Genomic DNA, 16730 nt, shown 5'->3' on the forward strand with positions numbered 1-16730 from the left:
TTTGAAAAGTATAGAGCAAACATGGTATCAACCTAAGTCTCTTGTGACCTATATGTTATTGCCTTTAAGTTTATTATTTTGGGTTGTTTCAACTCTTCGTCGTGGGCTATTTTCACTGGGGTTACGTAAACGATTTACGTCACATACACCAATTATTGTTGTCGGCAATATCAGTATTGGTGGTAATGGCAAAACTCCATTTGCTTTGTGGTTGGTCGCGTTTTTGCAGACACAGGGATTTAAAGTTGCACTGATCAGCAGGGGCTATGGGTCTCAAGCCTCAAATTATCCATTTGAGGTGACGGACTTGAGTTCGGTGGCAGAGGCTGGTGACGAGCCTTATTTATTACATTCACGTCTTGGTTGCCCTGTAGTGATAGGGCCAGACCGAGAAGCAAGCTGCAATTACCTTAAGAATAAATATAAAATAGACTTAATTGTTTCTGATGATGGATTACAACATTATAAGATGCCGCGATCTGTTGAGTTTTGTATCGTTGATAGCAAGCGTCGCTTCGGAAACGGATGTTTATTGCCTGCAGGGCCATTGCGAGAACTCCCTAGCCGGTTAAATAACGTTGATCTTGTGATCGAAAATGGTGGTACTGCACCTGTTAATTACGTTTTACAAAGCGCGGGTATTTACAGTGTTAATACCGGGCTCAAGTGTGACGAATTTCCTAAAAAAGGAGTCGCGGTTAGCGCAATAGGCAATCCTCAGCGCTTTGAAAAATCGTTGCAAGAAGAAGGTGTTGATATCATCGATACTGCACACTTTCGTGATCATCATGCGTATATAAAATCGGATTTTAGTAAATTTGGTGATACGGCAATATTTATGACCGAAAAAGACGCTGTAAAATGCCAAAGCTTTGCGAAAGAGAATTGGTATTTCTTAAAAGTTGAAGCACAACCGAGTAAGATGTTAGTAAATCAGTTATTAGATATTTTAAAGAATAAAGAGATCTATCATGGCCTTCGATAAAAAGTTATTAGAAATTTTAGCCTGTCCTGTGTGCAAAGGTAAGTTGCAATATGACAAAGAACACAGCGAACTTATTAGTACTGCATCCAAGTTAGCATATCCAATTAGAGATGATATTCCCGTTTTATTAGAAAACGAAGCAAGAGAATTGAGTTTAGACGAGGTTGAAAAGTGGCATTCGTAGTCGTTATACCTGCCCGTTATGCATCGAGTCGTTTACCTGGAAAACCGCTGGCGGATATTTGTGGTAAGCCAATGATCCAACATGTTTTTGAACAAGCTTCCCGCTCTGATGCGAGCGCAGTGTACATCGCAACAGATCATTCATTGGTGGTTGATGCTGTGCGAGGGTTTACCGATAAGGTTTTAATGACGAAAGAGGATCATCAGTCAGGCACTGAAAGGTTAGCGGAAGTCGTTGAAACACTAAAATTAGACCCTGAAACAATTGTTGTTAATGTGCAGGGGGATGAGCCGTTACTCGAAGCTGAAAACATAAATCAGGTTGCAAGCTTGTTAACGACCTCAAATGCACCGATGGCAACACTCAGTGTGAATGTTGAAGATGTTGAAGATGTATTAAACCCCAATGCAGTAAAAGTGGTAAACGACGCTCACGGCAATGCGTTGTATTTTTCTCGCTCACCCATCCCTTTTCAACGTAGCAGTATGTTAGCGTTAGATAAAGACGCTATTCCCGTTGAAAATTTTCAGCGGCATGTTGGTATTTATGCTTACAGAGCTGGGTTTATTAAAGATTATTTGGCGCTCCCTGTCTCGCCACTTGAGGGTCAAGAGTCGCTTGAGCAGTTACGCGTTTTATATCATGGTCACAAAATAAAAATATCAAAAGCTGCAAAGCCTGTGCACGCAGGTGTAGATACACCAGAAGATTTAGCGCGAGTTGTTGAGTTAGTTAATGACCAAGTTTGAAATAATCGCAGATGAGTGTGATTTTATTGTTGCGATTAAACCCGCGGGAATAAGTTTTCATAGCGAAGGCGGTGCAGGGTTCGTTGTGCAATTAGAGGCGCAACTTAAGATAAAGCTTTTTGCTGTCCATCGTTTAGATAAGGTGACATCAGGGCTATTGATTTTCGCTAAATCTAGCACTGTAGCCAGCCAGTTAAGTGAGTTATTTGCAAATAGAGAAATAGACAAAGTGTATTTAGCCCTCATTGCTAATAAGCCAAATAAAAAACAAGGTTGGATTAAAGGCGATATGTCTAAGGCCCGAAGAGGTGCACATAAGCTACTTAAATCAGTAGATAACCCTGCAATAACACGTTTTTATACGATGAGTATTGAAGCTGGGCTTCGAGGCGTTATTTTAAAACCTTATACAGGTAAAACGCACCAGCTTAGGGTGGCAATGAAGAGTATTTCAGCCCCCATTTTTGGTGATGAATTATACGGAAGTGAGAAAGCTGACCGTGTATATTTGCATGCTTATGCACTTCGTTTTCAGTGGCATGGCCAAATCTACAATTATCAGGCTATTCCTTGTGAGGGCGAAAAGTTTATGAAATTAATTAATCATGAGGTTTTCTCAAAGTGGAATAGCCCATGGTCGCTAGAGTGGTAGTATAATGGAACAACAAACGCAATTAAGGTTTGGTGGTATTTCACGTTTATATGGTGAGCAGCAACTCAATTGGCTACAACAAGCTCACTTTTGTGTGGTCGGTATTGGTGGTGTTGGCAGTTGGGCTGCGGAGGCATTGGTTCGTACTGGAATTGGCAATATCACATTGGTTGATTTAGATGATATCTGTGTGACCAATATAAACCGTCAAATACATGCACTCTCAAGTAGCGTGGGTGAACAAAAAATTGAAGCGATGAAATCCCGTTTGCTAGATATAAACCCCAATTGTAAAGTGAGTTTAGTGGATGACTTTCTAACATTAGATAATATTACAGATCATATTACAGGTTATGACTATGTGATAGATTGTATTGATGCGGTTAAAGAGAAGTCAGCGCTAATCGCTCATTGTAAACGTCGGAAACTACCGATTATTACCACTGGTGGAGCTGGCGGCCAAACGGATCCTAGCCAAATTTTATATGGTGATGTGGCGAAAACCACTCAAGATCCTTTACTGGCTAAAGTACGGTATATTTTACGTAAAAATTATAACTTTACGTCAAACCCAAAACGAAAGTTTGCAGTTGATTGTGTCTATTCGACTGAACAGCTTGTGTACCCAACATCAAATGGAGAAGTATGCCAGGCTAAGCAACAGGCTGATGGGTCGAAAAACATGGATTGTGCTACTGGCTTTGGATCGGCAACGATGATAACGGGAACATTTGGTTTTTTTGCGGCATCAAGGGCCATTAAAAAGTATTTGCAAAAAAGAGAAAAATGCTGAATGTTTAGATAGTTACTTTCTCAGTGTTTACCACTGAGAAAGTTTGCTTTGTATAGTCTCTATGATTGCGCGAACCCCATTGCCACGAGACGGACTAAGGTGCTTAATTAATCCCAAAGTTTCAAACTCAGCATAAGCGTCAACTTCTTTCGCGTGCGCTGGTGAAATACCACTATACATACTTATAATAATGGCAAATAGTCCTTTTACTATCCGTGTGTCGGAGTCACCTACGAGGATAAGGTTTTGCTGATCTTCATCTAAATCTATATGTAACCAAACCTTACTTTCACAGCCTTTTATGAGCGAATCATCTGTTTTTAAACAATCAGGAAGGCTAGGCAGCTGTTTTGCAAGCATCATGACCTCTCTATAGCTTTGTTGCCAACTACGTGAGGCGACGAGTGTGTTTCGTATGTCTTGGTAGTTCACAGTTTATCCTTCAATTAATTCAATGCTACTCTTCAAAGCACTAATAAATGCGTCCACATCGGCGTGAGAGTTGTAAAAAGCAAGGCTTACTCTTAATGTACCTGCAATTTCAAGTTCTGAAATGAGTGGCTGGGTACAGTGATGGCCGCTACGCAGGGCGACGCCATAACTATTCAATAGCGTGGCTATGTCGTAGTGATGCTCGGCTCGATAATTAAAGCTGATGGTGCCAATATTATTCTCGGTATCGCCGTAAATGGTGATCCCCTCTATGTTCTGAAGTGCATCTAGGCAGTATCTAAATAGTGCTTGCTCGTATGTTTGTAGGCGATCATAATCAATATTATCGAGGTAATCTAATGCAGCACCGAAGCCAAGTACGCCCGAAATATTAGGGGTGCCGGGTTCAAACTTTGCAGGAGCATTCCGGTAAGTTGTCGTTGAAAAAGTGACTGTCTCTATCATTTCGCCACCCGTTTTGAATATGGGTAGGGCATTGAGCTTGTTATATTTTCCGAATAAAAACCCGACCCCTGTAGGGCCCAGTGCTTTATGTGCAGATCCGACATAAAAATCACAATCTAGATGCGACAAATTCGGTCTAAGGTGTAGAAATGCTTGAGCGCCGTCAATAACGGTCACAGCGTCTGCTTTTTTTGCTGCTTTAATTATCGCCTCTACATCATTAATATTTCCTAAAGTGTTTGAAGCGTGGGTACATGCAACGACTTTAGGTTGTAACTGTGCGATCATATCTAAGGCTGAGGCTAAATCCAGCACACCTTGTTGGTCTACTGGCATCACTTGTAAAGATGCCCCGCTAAGTTTTGCTGCTTGTTGCCACGGGACGATATTGGCATGGTGTTCTAATGCACTAATCAGGATAATATCACCTTGACTCAAGCTTTTGGCAATGCCCGCAGCAACTATGTTGATACTTTCCGTAGCACCGCTTGTCCAGACTATTTCTTGTGCCGAAACGGCTAAGTATTTTGCTAGTTTTACCCGCACCTGCTCATATTTGGATGTAGTGATTTCACTTAATGAGTGTAAACCTCTGTGTACGTTTGCGTTGTTTTTACGATAAAAATCATTTATTTCATCGATAACACACTGAGGCTTTTGACTGGTAGCACCAGAATCTAAGTAGATTAAAGGCTGACCATCAACCGTACGAGTCAATAAAGGGAAGTCGTGACGAAGCTCAGCTATGATGTTCATGTATAGTATTTCCGATGATTTTACCGAAGTGGATTGTAATTTGATTTTTGTCATATGCAATAAAAAAGGCCGCAAAGGCGGCCTTTTCATAAAAGATAGGCGTTATCTTTTTGCTGCATCTGAATAGTCACGTTGTGCGTAGCCTGTGTAAAGCTGGCGAGGGCGACCAATTTTGTGGCCTGCTTGAGACAGCATCTCATCCCAGTGAGAAATCCAGCCAACAGTACGAGACATAGCAAAAATAACTGTGAACATACTTGTTGGAATACCAATAGCTTTCAGGATGATACCTGAATAGAAATCAACGTTTGGATAAAGTTTCTTCTCGATGAAGTATGGGTCTTCAAGAGCGATTTGCTCTAGGCGCATTGCAACATCTAAAAGCGGATCTTGAATATTAAGCTCTTTTAAAACTTCGTGACAAGTTTGACGCATTACAGTTGCGCGAGGGTCGAAGTTTTTATACACACGGTGTCCGAAGCCCATAAGACGGAATGGGTCGCTCTTATCTTTTGCTTTCGCTACATACTCGTCGATACGGTCAAGCGAACCGATTTCTTCAAGCATATTCAGACACGCTTCGTTTGCACCACCATGAGCAGGTCCCCATAGTGAAGCGATACCAGCAGCAATACATGCATAAGGGTTAGCACCTGATGAACCTGCTAAACGTACTGTAGACGTTGAAGCATTTTGTTCGTGATCAGCGTGTAGCATGAAAATACGGTCCATAGCTTTTGCTAAAACAGGGTTAACTGTGTAATCTTCCGCTGGGACAGAAAACATCATATGCAAAAAGTTTTCGGCATAGCTTAAATCGTTGCGTGGGTAAACGAATGGTTGACCAACATTATATTTGTACGCCATTGCAGCAATTGTTGGAAGCTTAGCAACCAACTTGATAGCACTGCGCTGACGCTGGCTGGCATCTGAGATATCTAAATCGTCGTGGTAGAAAGACGATAATGCACCAACTACACCACACAGCATTGCCATTGGGTGTGAATCTACACGGAAACCTTGGAAGAACGCTGCAATTTTCTCATGCATCATGGTGTTGCGAGTGATTTCATCTGCAAATTCAGCATGTTGCTCAGCTGTTGGTAACTCACCGTTTAGTAGTAAATAACATAATTCGATGTAGTTTGAGTGCTCAGCTAGCTGCTCAATCGGATAACCGCGATGTAAAAGAACACCTTTGCCACCGTCGATGTAGGTGATAGATGATTCACAAGAACCGGTAGACATAAAACCTGGGTCATATGTGAAGTGGCCATGAGCACCTAGAGTACGAACATCAATTACATCTTGACCAGCGGTACCTGAGTAGATTGGTAGCTCGATTGGGTCGTGACCATCAATATGGACTGTGGCTTTTTTATCTGCCATCTATTTATCTCCTATGGAATAACAATTCTGATTGTTATGTTGTGATACTAATGTTAAGCAAATTCAGATCATTTTAACGTAAAACTAGGGTATAAAGTCAATTTTTCTTGGAATTATGCAAAGATGTATAATAAATATTCTGTGCAGTTTAAATATTATACCATTGGCTAATTCGCAAGCGTCTCAATCTAAACAAGAATTGTAAAAGCGCGCACGGCCTTATATACTGTCATAGGTTTTACACCGTATCGTCTGTGGGTAAACCTTTTTTTACAACAAACAGAGCATATTGAGATCGGTTTGTTCAAAAAGAAGGTATATCTAGAGTGTGCCATTTGTGCATGTCGCACAAGTGGATTTTATAAAAACAAAGTAGATGAGCTCCTTTGTGGGCAAGATGGGCAAGTAACTGTGAAAAAGCAAAGACCTGTAAATCTAGATCTTACGACTATATCGATGCCAGCAACGGCTAAAGCGTCAATTCTACACCGCGTAACTGGTGTGGCATTATTTTTCGCTTTAACGTTTGTACTTTGGGCATGGTCTGAGTCTCTTTCTTCTCCTGAAGGTTTTGAATTAGTGAAAGGGCTGTTCAACGGCTTTATCGCACAATTCATCGCGTGGGGCACGCTTTCTGTGTTGGCATATCACCTAATCGTTGGTATCCGTCATTTGATCCAAGATATGGGTCATTGGGAAGAATTAGAGTCAGGTAACAGCAGCGCTAATATTGCGATTGCAATTTCTGTAATTGTAGCCGTGTTAGCAGGAGTGTGGATATGGTCTTAAATCAAGCAACTCTGAAACGCGATGGCGTACAAGATTACGTTTCACTGCGTACAACCGCGTTAATCATTGCAGCATATGCTGTGTTTATCGTTGGTTATTTACTCTTAACACCAGAACTAACATTCGAAGCTTGGCAAGGTTTGTTTTCAAACTTAGCGGTTAAAGCTGCGACTTTAGTGACGCTTGTGTGCATTATGGTGCATACAACTATCGGCTTATGGCAAGTTTTAACGGATTATGTAAAGTGTTCGACATTGCGCTCGGCACTTGGCTTCGTGTTAAACCTTATGGCGCTTGCTTACGTAGCAATAGGCCTGTTTGTTTTGTGGGGTGTTTAAGTGAAATATCATGTACGTGAATTTGACGCTGTTGTAGTTGGTGCCGGTGGTGCTGGTATGCGTGCAGCGCTTGCAATTTCTGAATCAGGCAAAACTTGCGCATTGATTTCAAAAGTTTTCCCAACACGTTCTCATACGGTTTCGGCACAAGGTGGTATCACTGTTGCGCTAGGTAACTCTCATGATGACAACTGGGAATGGCACATGTACGATACGGTCAAAGGGTCTGACTTTATCGGTGACCAAGACGCAATCGAGTATATGTGTCAAACTGGTCCAGAGGCGATCACTGAGCTTGAAAATATGGGTCTACCATTTTCTCGTTTTGAAAACGGTCGTGTATATCAGCGTCCTTTTGGTGGTCAGTCTAAAAACTTTGGTGGTGAGCAAGCAGCTCGTACCGCTGCAGCAGCTGACCGAACTGGCCATGCATTACTGCACTTGTTGTACCAACAAAACGTTAAAAATAAAACGAACGTTTTTTCTGAATGGTATGCATTAGATATCGTTAAGAACGATAACGGTGATGTTGTTGGTTGTACTGCAATTGAAATTGAAACGGGTGAAATTACCTTCTTCAAGTCAAAAGCCGTTGTACTAGCAACAGGTGGTGCTGGACGTATTTATGCCTCTACCACTAATGCTCATATCAATACTGGTGACGGTGTAGGTATGGCCTCTCGTGCTGGGATTGCAATGCAAGACATGGAGATGTGGCAGTTCCACCCCACAGGTATCGCAGGTGCCGGTACACTTGTAACTGAAGGGTGTCGTGGTGAAGGTGGATACCTTTTGAATAAAGATGGCGAACGTTTCATGGAACGTTATGCACCTAACGCGAAAGACCTTGCGTCGCGCGACGTAGTTGCTCGTTCTATGATGACAGAAATTCGTGAAGGCCGTGGTTGTGATGGTCCGTTAGGTCCGCATATCAAGCTTAAGCTTGACCACTTAGGTGAAGAAACACTGTATAAGCGTTTACCGGGTGTATGTGACCTATCTAAAACGTTTGCGCACGTTGACCCAGCTAAAGAGCCTATCCCAGTTATTCCAACCTGTCATTATATGATGGGTGGTGTACCGACAAACGTTAACGGTCAGGTATTGAGCGTTGATGCTGAGGGTAATAATAAACTTGTTGAAGGTTTATTTGCGGTTGGTGAAATCGCTTGCGTATCTGTACACGGTGCTAACCGTCTAGGTGGTAACTCATTGCTTGACCTTGTTGTATTCGGTCGTGCTGCGGGTAACTTCTTAGGTGAATACTTGGCGAATGCACAAGTGACTAAGCAAGCGTCTAGCGATAACATCGATGCGGCATTTACCCGTTATAATCGCTGGGAAAACTCGACGAAAGGTCAGGGTGAAGATCCTGTACAGATTAAGAAAGATCTACAGCAATGTATGCAATTAAACTTCTCTGTATTCCGCGAAGGTGATTCTATGGCTGAAGGTTTACAGCAGCTTAAAGAGATCAGAGAGCGTTTACAGCATGCTCGTTTAGATGATAAGTCGACTGAATACAATACACAAAGAATTGAGTGTCTAGAACTAGATAACTTAATGGAAACTGCGTACTCAACAGCAGTTTCCGCGAATTTCCGTACAGAAAGTCGTGGTGCACACTCTCGTTTTGATTATCCAGATCGTGATGATGAGAGCTGGCTGTGTCACACTGTATTCAATCCTGAAACGGAAAGCATGAGTAAGCGTGAAGTAAACTATGCGCCTAAAACTCGTGAAGCATTCCCACCCAAAGCACGTACTTACTAGGAGTAAAACGATGGCAATTTTAGAAATATCTGTTTATCGTTATAACCCTGATGTGGACAATGCACCACATATGCAGGAATATAAACTAGAAGTAGAAGAAGGTCGTGACATGATGGTGTTGGACGCGCTTTTACTATTAAAAGAGCAAGATCCTACACTTTCTTTGCGTCGTTCTTGTCGTGAAGGCGTCTGTGGTTCCGATGGTCTAAACATGAATGGCAAAAATGGCTTAGCATGTATAACGCCAATTTCATCCCTACAGAAAAATGGAAAAGGCAAAATTGTTCTTCGTCCATTACCGGGGTTGCCTGTTATTCGTGACTTAGTTATTGATATGAGTCAGTTCTATACTCAATATGAAAAAGTCAAGCCGTTCCTTATCAATGATAAGCCAACGGGTGGCGAGGAGCGTCTTCAGTCTGTTGAAGATCGTGACAAGCTAGACGGTTTATATGAGTGTATTTTATGTGCATGTTGTTCGACTTCATGTCCTTCGTTCTGGTGGAATCCAGACAAGTTCATAGGTCCAGCAGGTCTTCTTCATGCTTACCGTTTCTTAGCTGATACGCGTGATACGGCAACTGAAGAGCGATTAGCTGATCTTGATGATGCATTCAGTGTATTCCGCTGTCACAGTATTATGAACTGTGTTAGCGTTTGTCCAAAGGGCTTGAATCCAACTAAAGCCATTGGTCATATAAAATCTATGTTGTTAAATCGTTCGATTTAATACATATTTAAACAGTCAGATGGCATGCTTAGCATGCCATCTTGTTAATAATTAAATTTCTGCGCTAGAGAAAAGGGCTAATAAATGCACGAAGGTGTGATGAAGGCATGGCTAGAATCTTCGCATTTGTACGGCGGGAACGTAGCTTATGTAGAAGAGCTTTATGAAGCGTATCTAGATGATGCGACTTCAGTGCCAGAAGAATGGCGAGAAGTGTTTGATCAACTGCCAAAAGTTGATGGTGTGGATGTTGATGTTAAACATTCAGAAGTAAGGGCCCAGTTTAAGGACCTCGCTAAAAACAAACACAAAGAAGTAGTTGTTGCAGCAAGTGGCACATCTGATGCCAAGCAAGTTCGCGTGCTACAACTCATAAACGCATTTAGGTTTCGAGGGCATCAAAACGCAAATCTTGACCCGCTTGGGTTATGGAAGCGAGAACGAGTTCGTGATTTAGAACTTGAGTATCATGACCTAACTGAGTCGGACCTAGAAAAAGAATATAACATTGGCTCTTTTGCATCAGGCAAAGAGACAATGAAGTTGAAAGACTTATATTCGGCATTGAAGACCACATATTGTGGCTCTGTTGGTGCGGAATATATGCATATCACTTCTACAGAAGAAAAACGTTGGTTACAACAACGTATTGAATCTACCTTCTCACAGCCTCAATTTAGCAAAGAAACAAAGCTACGCATTTTGAAAGGCCTAACAGCTGCTGATGGCTTAGAAAAATATCTTGGCGCTAAATTCCCTGGTGCAAAGCGTTTCTCTCTTGAGGGTGGTGATGCATTAGTACCTATGCTTAAAGAGCTTATTCATCGCGCCGGTGAAAGCGGTCAAGAAGAAGCTGTTATTGGTATGGCTCACCGCGGCCGTTTAAATGTTTTAGTAAACGTACTAGGTAAAAACCCGCAAGAGTTATTTGACGAGTTTGCTGGTAAATACGGCGAGTTAGCTGGTTCTGGTGACGTTAAATACCATATGGGCTTCTCATCTGACTTTGCAACGCAAGGTGGTGACGTACATATGGCCTTGGCGTTTAACCCATCTCACTTAGAGATTGTTAATCCAGTTGTTATGGGTTCTGTACGTGCACGTTTAGAGCGACTTGGTTGTAAAAATGGGTCAAAGGCACTGCCCATAACCATTCACGGTGATTCTGCAATCGCAGGACAGGGTGTAGTACAAGAAACGTTTAATTTGTCTCAAACTCGTGCTTTTGGTGTGGGCGGGACAATCCGCATTGTTGTGAATAACCAAGTTGGTTTTACGACAAGTAAACAAGAAGATGTGCGTTCAACAGATTACTGTACTGACATCGCTAAGATGGTTCAGGCGCCTATTTTCCACGTAAATTCAGACGATCCTGAAGCGGTTACATTCGTCACTCAACTGGCGTTAGATTTCCGTAATAAGTTCCACCGTGACGTTGTGATTGATCTTGTTTGTTATCGTCGTCATGGGCATAACGAAGCTGATGAGCCAAGTGCAACACAGCCATTGATGTATAAAAAGATCAAAAAACATCCAGTGCCGCGTCAGTTATATGCAGACAAGTTAGTAAGTGAAGGTGTATTAAACGCTGAAGATGCTAAACAACTTGCCAATGACTACCGAAATGGTTTAGATAATGGAGAGTGTGTTGTCGAAGAAATTCGTCCTGATACAAAACACTCATCTGACTGGTCAAATTTTGTAGGTCATGATTGGGATGTGGCTTATGACCCAACTGTTCCGGTTGAAAAACTAAAAGAGCTGAGTGCAAAAGTATCAGTTTATCCTGAAGATCATAAAGCACAGTCTCGCGTGAAAAAGATTTACGAAGATCGTAAATTGATGGCTGCGGGTGAAAAACCTTTAGACTGGGGCATGGCAGAAACGTTGGCCTACGCAACGCTTGTTGACGATGGCGTCAATATTCGTATGACAGGTCAAGACTCAGGTCGTGGTACGTTCTTCCACCGACATGCTGTTGTTCATGATCAAGCCGATGGTAAGACATTCCTTCCGTTGCAAAATATTCATGCTGATCAAGGTGCTTTTGAAGTTTATGACTCTGTGCTTTCAGAGGAAGCTGTACTAGCATTTGAATACGGTTACACAACAGCAGAACCGACTTCTCTTGTTTTATGGGAAGCGCAGTTTGGTGATTTTGCCAATGGTGCACAGGTTGTTTTCGACCAGTTCTTAAGTTCAGGTGAACAGAAGTGGGGCCGTTTATGTGGTCTTACAATGCTATTACCACATGGCTATGAAGGTCAGGGTCCAGAGCACAGTTCCGCGCGTTTAGAGCGGTATTTACAATTGTGTGCTGATCATAATATGCAAGTATGTGTACCTTCAACACCTGCACAGGTTTATGCAATGTTACGTCGCCAATCGGTACGTCCATTACGTCGACCACTGATTGTTATGACGCCTAAATCGCTGCTACGTCACCCGTTAGCAGTATCATCAATGGATGAACTTGCAGATGGCGTGTTCCATAATATGATTGACGAGATTGATGATATTGATCCGGCATCTGTTGAGCGTGTTGTATTCTGTAGTGGTAAGGTTTACTACGAATTGCTGCAGGAACGTCGCAAGCTAGAACTTAATAACGTCGCGATCGTACGTGTTGAGCAACTTTATCCATTCCCTCATCATGAAATGGATGAGATCATGGCTCGCTATCAGCATGTTAACGATTTCGTTTGGTGTCAGGAAGAACCGCAAAACCAAGGTGCTTGGTATTGTTCTCAGCACCACTTCTGGGAAGCTATCCCTTCAGGCGCAAATCTAACATACGCTGGACGTAAAGCGTCTGCGGCACCTGCATGCGGTTATATGTCGACCCATACAAAAGAACAAAATGCGTTAGTGGCTGACGCTTTAACAATTAAAAATAAGGGATAAGAGATGACAACCGAAATTAAGGTTCCTGTTCTTCCTGAGTCTGTTGCGGATGCAACAGTTGCAACTTGGCATGTTAGCGTTGGCGATACCGTAACGCGTGATCAAAACCTTGTTGATATTGAAACAGATAAAGTAGTACTAGAAGTTGTCGCTCCAGAAGATGGTGTAGTCGTTGAGATTTCACAAGTTGACGGTGCAACAGTTTTAGGTGAACAAGTTATTGCACTTATCGGTGCAGCCGGTGCATCATCAAGTGCGCCAGCTCAGCAATTAAATGAACAAACAGCAGCGGCAACAGCCATTACAGCATCAGAAGGTAACGAAGTGGATATCAAAGTACCAGTACTTCCAGAGTCAGTAGCAGATGCTACAATTGCAACTTGGCACGTTCAACCAGGTGAAGCGGTTAGCCGTGATCAAAACTTGGTAGATATTGAAACAGATAAAGTTGTATTAGAAGTTGTTGCACCTGAAGACGGTGTAATGGGTGAGCATATACACGCTGAAGGTGACACCGTACTTGGCGAACAAGTCATCGGTAAACTTAGCGCGGGTTCTGCTACACCTGCAGCGCCATCATCGGCACCTGAAGCAAGTGCCTCAAGTGATGAAAGTTCAGATGTACTAACACCTTCGGTACGTCGCTTAATTGCCGAGAAAGGGTTAGATGCTTCGGCTATTAAAGGGACTGGCAAAAACGGCCGTATTACCAAAGAAGATGTTGATGCATTCTTGTCTGCACCAACGGCTAAACCAGCTCCTGCTCAAGCGGCACCAGCGCCTGCACCAGTTGCAGCATTGGGCGAGCGTACACAAAAACGTGTACCAATGACGCGTTTGCGTAAAACAATCGCGACTCGTTTGCTTGAAGCAAAGAACTCTACAGCCATGTTAACAACGTTCAATGAAGTTAACATGAAGCCTATCATGGACCTTCGTAAGCAATATAAAGACCTATTCGAAAAGACACACGATACACGTCTTGGCTTTATGTCTTTCTACGTTAAAGCTGTAACTGAAGCGCTAAAACGCTACCCAGCGGTAAATGCTTCAATTGATGGTGATGATATTGTTTATCATAATTTCTTCGATATCTCTATTGCGGTATCTACACCACGTGGCCTAGTAACACCAGTACTGCGTGATTCAGATCAGCTGAGCATGGCTGGTATTGAAAATGGTATTCGTGACTTAGCAATTAAAGGCCGCGATGGTAAATTGTCAATGGCAGATATGACGGGTGGTAACTTTACAATTACCAACGGTGGTGTTTTTGGTTCATTGCTATCTACGCCAATCTTAAACTTGCCACAGGCAGCTATTTTAGGCATGCACAAAATACAAGAGCGTCCAATGGCTGTTAATGGTAAAGTTGAAATATTACCAATGATGTATTTGGCACTGTCTTATGACCATCGCCTAATTGATGGCAAAGAATCGGTTGGCTTCTTGGTAGCGATTAAAGAGCTTCTTGAAGATCCAACACGTCTGTTGCTGGATGTATAAGCAAGCTGATTAGATATTAAGCTGTATGTTAGTCCATACAGCTTTTTTTTTGCGCCTTTGGTCTAACTAGGGTTTTCATAAGTACCCTTGGGATCTATACTAGGGGCGCATTTTGGGATAGCTGATTATTTGCATAAATATTCAGCTTTTTTAGTACATGAAATTGGATAAAGCATCATGAATTTGCATGAGTATCAGGCAAAACAACTGTTTGCCGACTATGGTTTACCAGTATCTGAGGGTTTCGCATGCGATACTCCTCAGGAAGCTGTAGAAGCAGCTGCTAAGATTGGCGGCGACAAGTGGGTAGTTAAGTGTCAAGTACACGCCGGTGGCCGTGGTAAAGCGGGTGGTGTTAAACTTGCAGATAGCAAAGACGAGATCCGTGCATTTGCTGAAAACTGGTTAGGTAAAAACTTAGTTACTTACCAAACAGACGAAAAAGGTCAGCCAGTTGCTAAAATTTTAGTAGAAAGCTGTACAGACATCGCAAACGAATTATACCTTGGCGCTGTTGTAGACCGTGCAACTCGTAAAGTTGTTTTCATGGCATCTACTGAAGGTGGTGTTGAAATTGAAACTGTTGCTGAAGAAACACCTGAGCTTATTCATAAAGCTGAAATCGATCCATTAGTAGGCCCTCAAGCTTACCAAGGTCGTGAGTTAGGCTTTAAACTAGGTCTAAACCCAGTTCAAATGAAGCAGTTTGTTAAGATCTTCATGGGTCTAGCAAATATGTTTAATGATCATGATTTTGCACTTCTAGAGATCAATCCTCTAGTTGTGACAGATGAAGGTAACCTTCACTGTCTTGACGGCAAAATTGGCATCGATGGTAACGCATTATACCGCCAGCCTAAGATCCGTGAGTTCCACGATCCTTCGCAAGAAGATGCACGTGAAGCACATGCAGCAAGCTTTGAATTAAACTACGTAGCGCTAGATGGCAACGTTGGTTGTATGGTTAACGGTGCAGGCCTAGCGATGGGTACTATGGACATCGTAAACCTTCACGGCGGTAAGCCAGCTAACTTCCTAGATGTTGGTGGTGGTGCAACTAAAGAGCGTGTAGCTGAAGCATTCAAGATCATCCTTTCTGATGACAATGTTAAAGCTGTATTGGTAAATATCTTCGGCGGGATCGTTCGTTGTGACATGATTGCAGAAGGCATCATCGGCGCAGTGAAAGAAGTTGGTGTTGAAGTACCAGTAGTAGTACGTTTAGAAGGTACTAACGCTGAACTAGGTCGTGAAGTTCTAGCTAACTCTGACCTTGACATTATCGCTGCAGAATCTCTAACTGATGCTGCTGAGAAAGTTGTTGCTGCTGCGGAGGGCAAATAATGTCTGTATTAATTAATAAAGATACTAAAGTAATCTGTCAGGGTTTCACTGGTGGCCAAGGTACTTTCCACTCAGAGCAAGCTATTCAGTATGGCACGCAAATGGTTGGTGGTGTATCTCCGGGTAAAGGCGGTCAAACGCACCTTGGTTTACCGGTATTCAACACTGTACGTGATGCAGTATTAGAAACGGGTGCTACTGCCTCAGTTATCTACGTACCAGCTCCATTTTGTAAAGATGCTATCTTAGAAGCAATCGATGCAGGTATTGAGCTTATCGTATGTATTACGGAAGGTATTCCAACACTTGATATGGTTGACGTTAAAGTTAAGCTAGACCAATCAGGTGTTCGTATGATCGGTCCTAACTGCCCAGGTGTTATCACTCCGGGTGAAACTAAGATTGGTATCATGCCTGGTCACATTCATAAGCCAGGTAAAGTAGGGATTGTTTCTCGTTCTGGTACTCTTACGTACGAAGCGGTTAAGCAAACTACTGACGCTGGTTTCGGTCAATCTACTTGTGTTGGTATTGGTGGTGATCCAATCCCAGGTACTAACTTTATCGACGTATTAGAAATGTTCGAAAAAGATGACCAGACAGAAGCTATCGTAATGATCGGTGAGATTGGTGGTACTGCAGAAGAAGAAGCTGCAGAATACATCAAGGCTAACGTGACTAAACCTGTTGTTTCTTACATTGCTGGTGTTACTGCTCCAGAAGGTAAGCGCATGGGTCACGCTGGTGCAATTATCGCTGGCGGTAAAGGTACTGCTGACGAGAAGTTTGCTGCTCTAGAAGCTGCTGGTGTTAAAACTGTACGTTCTCTTGCAGACATCGGTGTTGCACTAAAAGAAAAAGCGGGTTGGTAATTACTAATTCTTGCTTAAAAAAGGTCCCTTAAGGGGCCTTTTTTGTTGCCTTTTTCTTTACAAAATATT

Annotated in this window: 16 protein-coding genes; 13 read left to right on the top strand and 3 right to left on the bottom strand. The window is 42.5% G+C overall.

What is annotated here, in order from left to right:
- The first annotated feature begins 1 nt into the window (after position 1).
- The 5 genes from lpxK to tcdA are packed head-to-tail and all read left to right on the top strand — an operon-like array spanning position 2 to position 3363.
- Positions 2–985 (top strand): tetraacyldisaccharide 4'-kinase, encoded by a 984-nt coding sequence (lpxK, locus tag CWC18_RS04470; protein ID WP_138674803.1) that lies wholly within the window; start codon positions 2–4, stop codon positions 983–985.
- Positions 972–1169: a Trm112 family protein gene (locus tag CWC18_RS04475; RefSeq protein WP_119860375.1), complete on the top strand. Its 198-nt coding sequence runs from the start codon at positions 972–974 to the stop codon at positions 1167–1169. Before lpxK ends, CWC18_RS04475 begins: the two co-directional genes overlap by 14 nt.
- Positions 1157–1918: a 3-deoxy-manno-octulosonate cytidylyltransferase gene (kdsB, locus tag CWC18_RS04480; protein ID WP_138591989.1), complete on the top strand. Its 762-nt coding sequence runs from the start codon at positions 1157–1159 to the stop codon at positions 1916–1918. The genes CWC18_RS04475 and kdsB overlap by 13 nt, the downstream gene beginning before the upstream one ends.
- Positions 1905–2570, top strand: a complete 666-nt coding sequence (locus CWC18_RS04485; protein ID WP_138591990.1) for a TIGR01621 family pseudouridine synthase — start codon at positions 1905–1907, stop codon at positions 2568–2570. The genes kdsB and CWC18_RS04485 overlap by 14 nt, the downstream gene beginning before the upstream one ends.
- A 4-nt stretch (positions 2571–2574) precedes the next feature.
- A complete protein-coding gene (gene tcdA, locus CWC18_RS04490; RefSeq protein ID WP_432760769.1) occupies positions 2575–3363 on the top strand; it encodes a tRNA cyclic N6-threonylcarbamoyladenosine(37) synthase TcdA in 789 nt (262 codons plus the stop codon).
- A 27-nt stretch (positions 3364–3390) separates the two neighbouring features.
- Here tcdA and CWC18_RS04495 read toward each other — a convergent pair whose 3' ends face one another.
- From CWC18_RS04495 to CWC18_RS04505, 3 genes are all read right to left on the bottom strand, one after another.
- On the bottom strand, positions 3391–3795 hold the full coding sequence (locus CWC18_RS04495) for a SufE family protein (RefSeq protein WP_138674805.1): 405 nt from the start codon (positions 3793–3795) through the stop codon (positions 3391–3393).
- Between the two features lie 3 nt (positions 3796–3798).
- Positions 3799–5016 (bottom strand): aminotransferase class V-fold PLP-dependent enzyme, encoded by a 1218-nt coding sequence (locus CWC18_RS04500; RefSeq protein WP_138674806.1) that lies wholly within the window; start codon positions 5014–5016, stop codon positions 3799–3801.
- Positions 5017–5118: 102 nt separating this feature from the next.
- Positions 5119–6405 (bottom strand): citrate synthase, encoded by a 1287-nt coding sequence (locus CWC18_RS04505; RefSeq protein ID WP_138591994.1) that lies wholly within the window; start codon positions 6403–6405, stop codon positions 5119–5121.
- Between the two features lie 411 nt (positions 6406–6816).
- Here CWC18_RS04505 and sdhC point away from each other — a divergent pair, with 411 nt between their 5' ends.
- The 8 genes from sdhC (at position 6817) to sucD (ending at position 16661) form a co-directional block, all read left to right on the top strand.
- Positions 6817–7194, top strand: a complete 378-nt coding sequence (gene sdhC / locus CWC18_RS04510) for a succinate dehydrogenase, cytochrome b556 subunit (protein WP_138591995.1) — start codon at positions 6817–6819, stop codon at positions 7192–7194.
- Positions 7185–7532 carry a succinate dehydrogenase, hydrophobic membrane anchor protein gene (sdhD, locus tag CWC18_RS04515; protein WP_138591996.1) on the top strand — a complete coding sequence of 116 codons (348 nt, stop codon included), beginning with the start codon at positions 7185–7187 and terminating at the stop codon, positions 7530–7532. The genes sdhC and sdhD overlap by 10 nt, the downstream gene beginning before the upstream one ends.
- Positions 7533–9305, top strand: a complete 1773-nt coding sequence (gene sdhA / locus CWC18_RS04520; RefSeq protein ID WP_138591997.1) for a succinate dehydrogenase flavoprotein subunit — start codon at positions 7533–7535, stop codon at positions 9303–9305. It begins immediately after the preceding gene.
- Between the two features lie 10 nt (positions 9306–9315).
- Entirely contained in the window at positions 9316–10035 is a 720-nt protein-coding gene (locus CWC18_RS04525; RefSeq protein ID WP_138591998.1) for a succinate dehydrogenase iron-sulfur subunit, read from the top strand.
- Positions 10036–10119: 84 nt separating this feature from the next.
- A complete protein-coding gene (gene sucA / locus CWC18_RS04530; protein ID WP_138674807.1) occupies positions 10120–12939 on the top strand; it encodes a 2-oxoglutarate dehydrogenase E1 component in 2820 nt (939 codons plus the stop codon).
- A gap of 3 nt (positions 12940–12942) precedes the next feature.
- Positions 12943–14445: a 2-oxoglutarate dehydrogenase complex dihydrolipoyllysine-residue succinyltransferase gene (gene odhB, locus CWC18_RS04535; RefSeq protein WP_138674808.1), complete on the top strand. Its 1503-nt coding sequence runs from the start codon at positions 12943–12945 to the stop codon at positions 14443–14445.
- 177 nt (positions 14446–14622) lie between these two features.
- Positions 14623–15789, top strand: coding sequence for an ADP-forming succinate--CoA ligase subunit beta (gene sucC / locus CWC18_RS04540; protein ID WP_010363906.1), 1167 nt, complete (start codon positions 14623–14625; stop codon positions 15787–15789).
- Positions 15789–16661, top strand: a complete 873-nt coding sequence (sucD, locus tag CWC18_RS04545) for a succinate--CoA ligase subunit alpha (protein ID WP_119860364.1) — start codon at positions 15789–15791, stop codon at positions 16659–16661. Before sucC ends, sucD begins: the two co-directional genes overlap by 1 nt.
- Positions 16662–16730: the final 69 nt, after the last annotated feature.

The organism is Pseudoalteromonas aurantia (genome assembly GCF_005886875.1).
GTDB classification, from domain to species: domain Bacteria; phylum Pseudomonadota; class Gammaproteobacteria; order Enterobacterales; family Alteromonadaceae; genus Pseudoalteromonas; species Pseudoalteromonas aurantia_A.

What these genes read in the sequence shown, in the direction of transcription:
- CWC18_RS04475 (WP_119860375.1), top strand. Translation starts at nt 972, where the DNA reads ATGGCCTTCGATAAAAAGTTATTAGAAATTTTAGCCTGTCCTGTGTGC.
- CWC18_RS04485 (WP_138591990.1), top strand. Translation starts at nt 1,905, where the DNA reads ATGACCAAGTTTGAAATAATCGCAGATGAGTGTGATTTTATTGTTGCG.
- tcdA (WP_432760769.1), top strand. Translation starts at nt 2,575, where the DNA reads ATGGAACAACAAACGCAATTAAGGTTTGGTGGTATTTCACGTTTATAT.
- CWC18_RS04500 (WP_138674806.1), bottom strand. Translation starts at nt 5,016, where the DNA reads ATGAACATCATAGCTGAGCTTCGTCACGACTTCCCTTTATTGACTCGT.
- CWC18_RS04505 (WP_138591994.1), bottom strand. Translation starts at nt 6,405, where the DNA reads ATGGCAGATAAAAAAGCCACAGTCCATATTGATGGTCACGACCCAATC.
- sdhD (WP_138591996.1), top strand. Translation starts at nt 7,185, where the DNA reads ATGGTCTTAAATCAAGCAACTCTGAAACGCGATGGCGTACAAGATTAC.
- CWC18_RS04525 (WP_138591998.1), top strand. Translation starts at nt 9,316, where the DNA reads ATGGCAATTTTAGAAATATCTGTTTATCGTTATAACCCTGATGTGGAC.
- sucA (WP_138674807.1), top strand. Translation starts at nt 10,120, where the DNA reads ATGCACGAAGGTGTGATGAAGGCATGGCTAGAATCTTCGCATTTGTAC.
- odhB (WP_138674808.1), top strand. Translation starts at nt 12,943, where the DNA reads ATGACAACCGAAATTAAGGTTCCTGTTCTTCCTGAGTCTGTTGCGGAT.
- sucC (WP_010363906.1), top strand. Translation starts at nt 14,623, where the DNA reads ATGAATTTGCATGAGTATCAGGCAAAACAACTGTTTGCCGACTATGGT.
- sucD (WP_119860364.1), top strand. Translation starts at nt 15,789, where the DNA reads ATGTCTGTATTAATTAATAAAGATACTAAAGTAATCTGTCAGGGTTTC.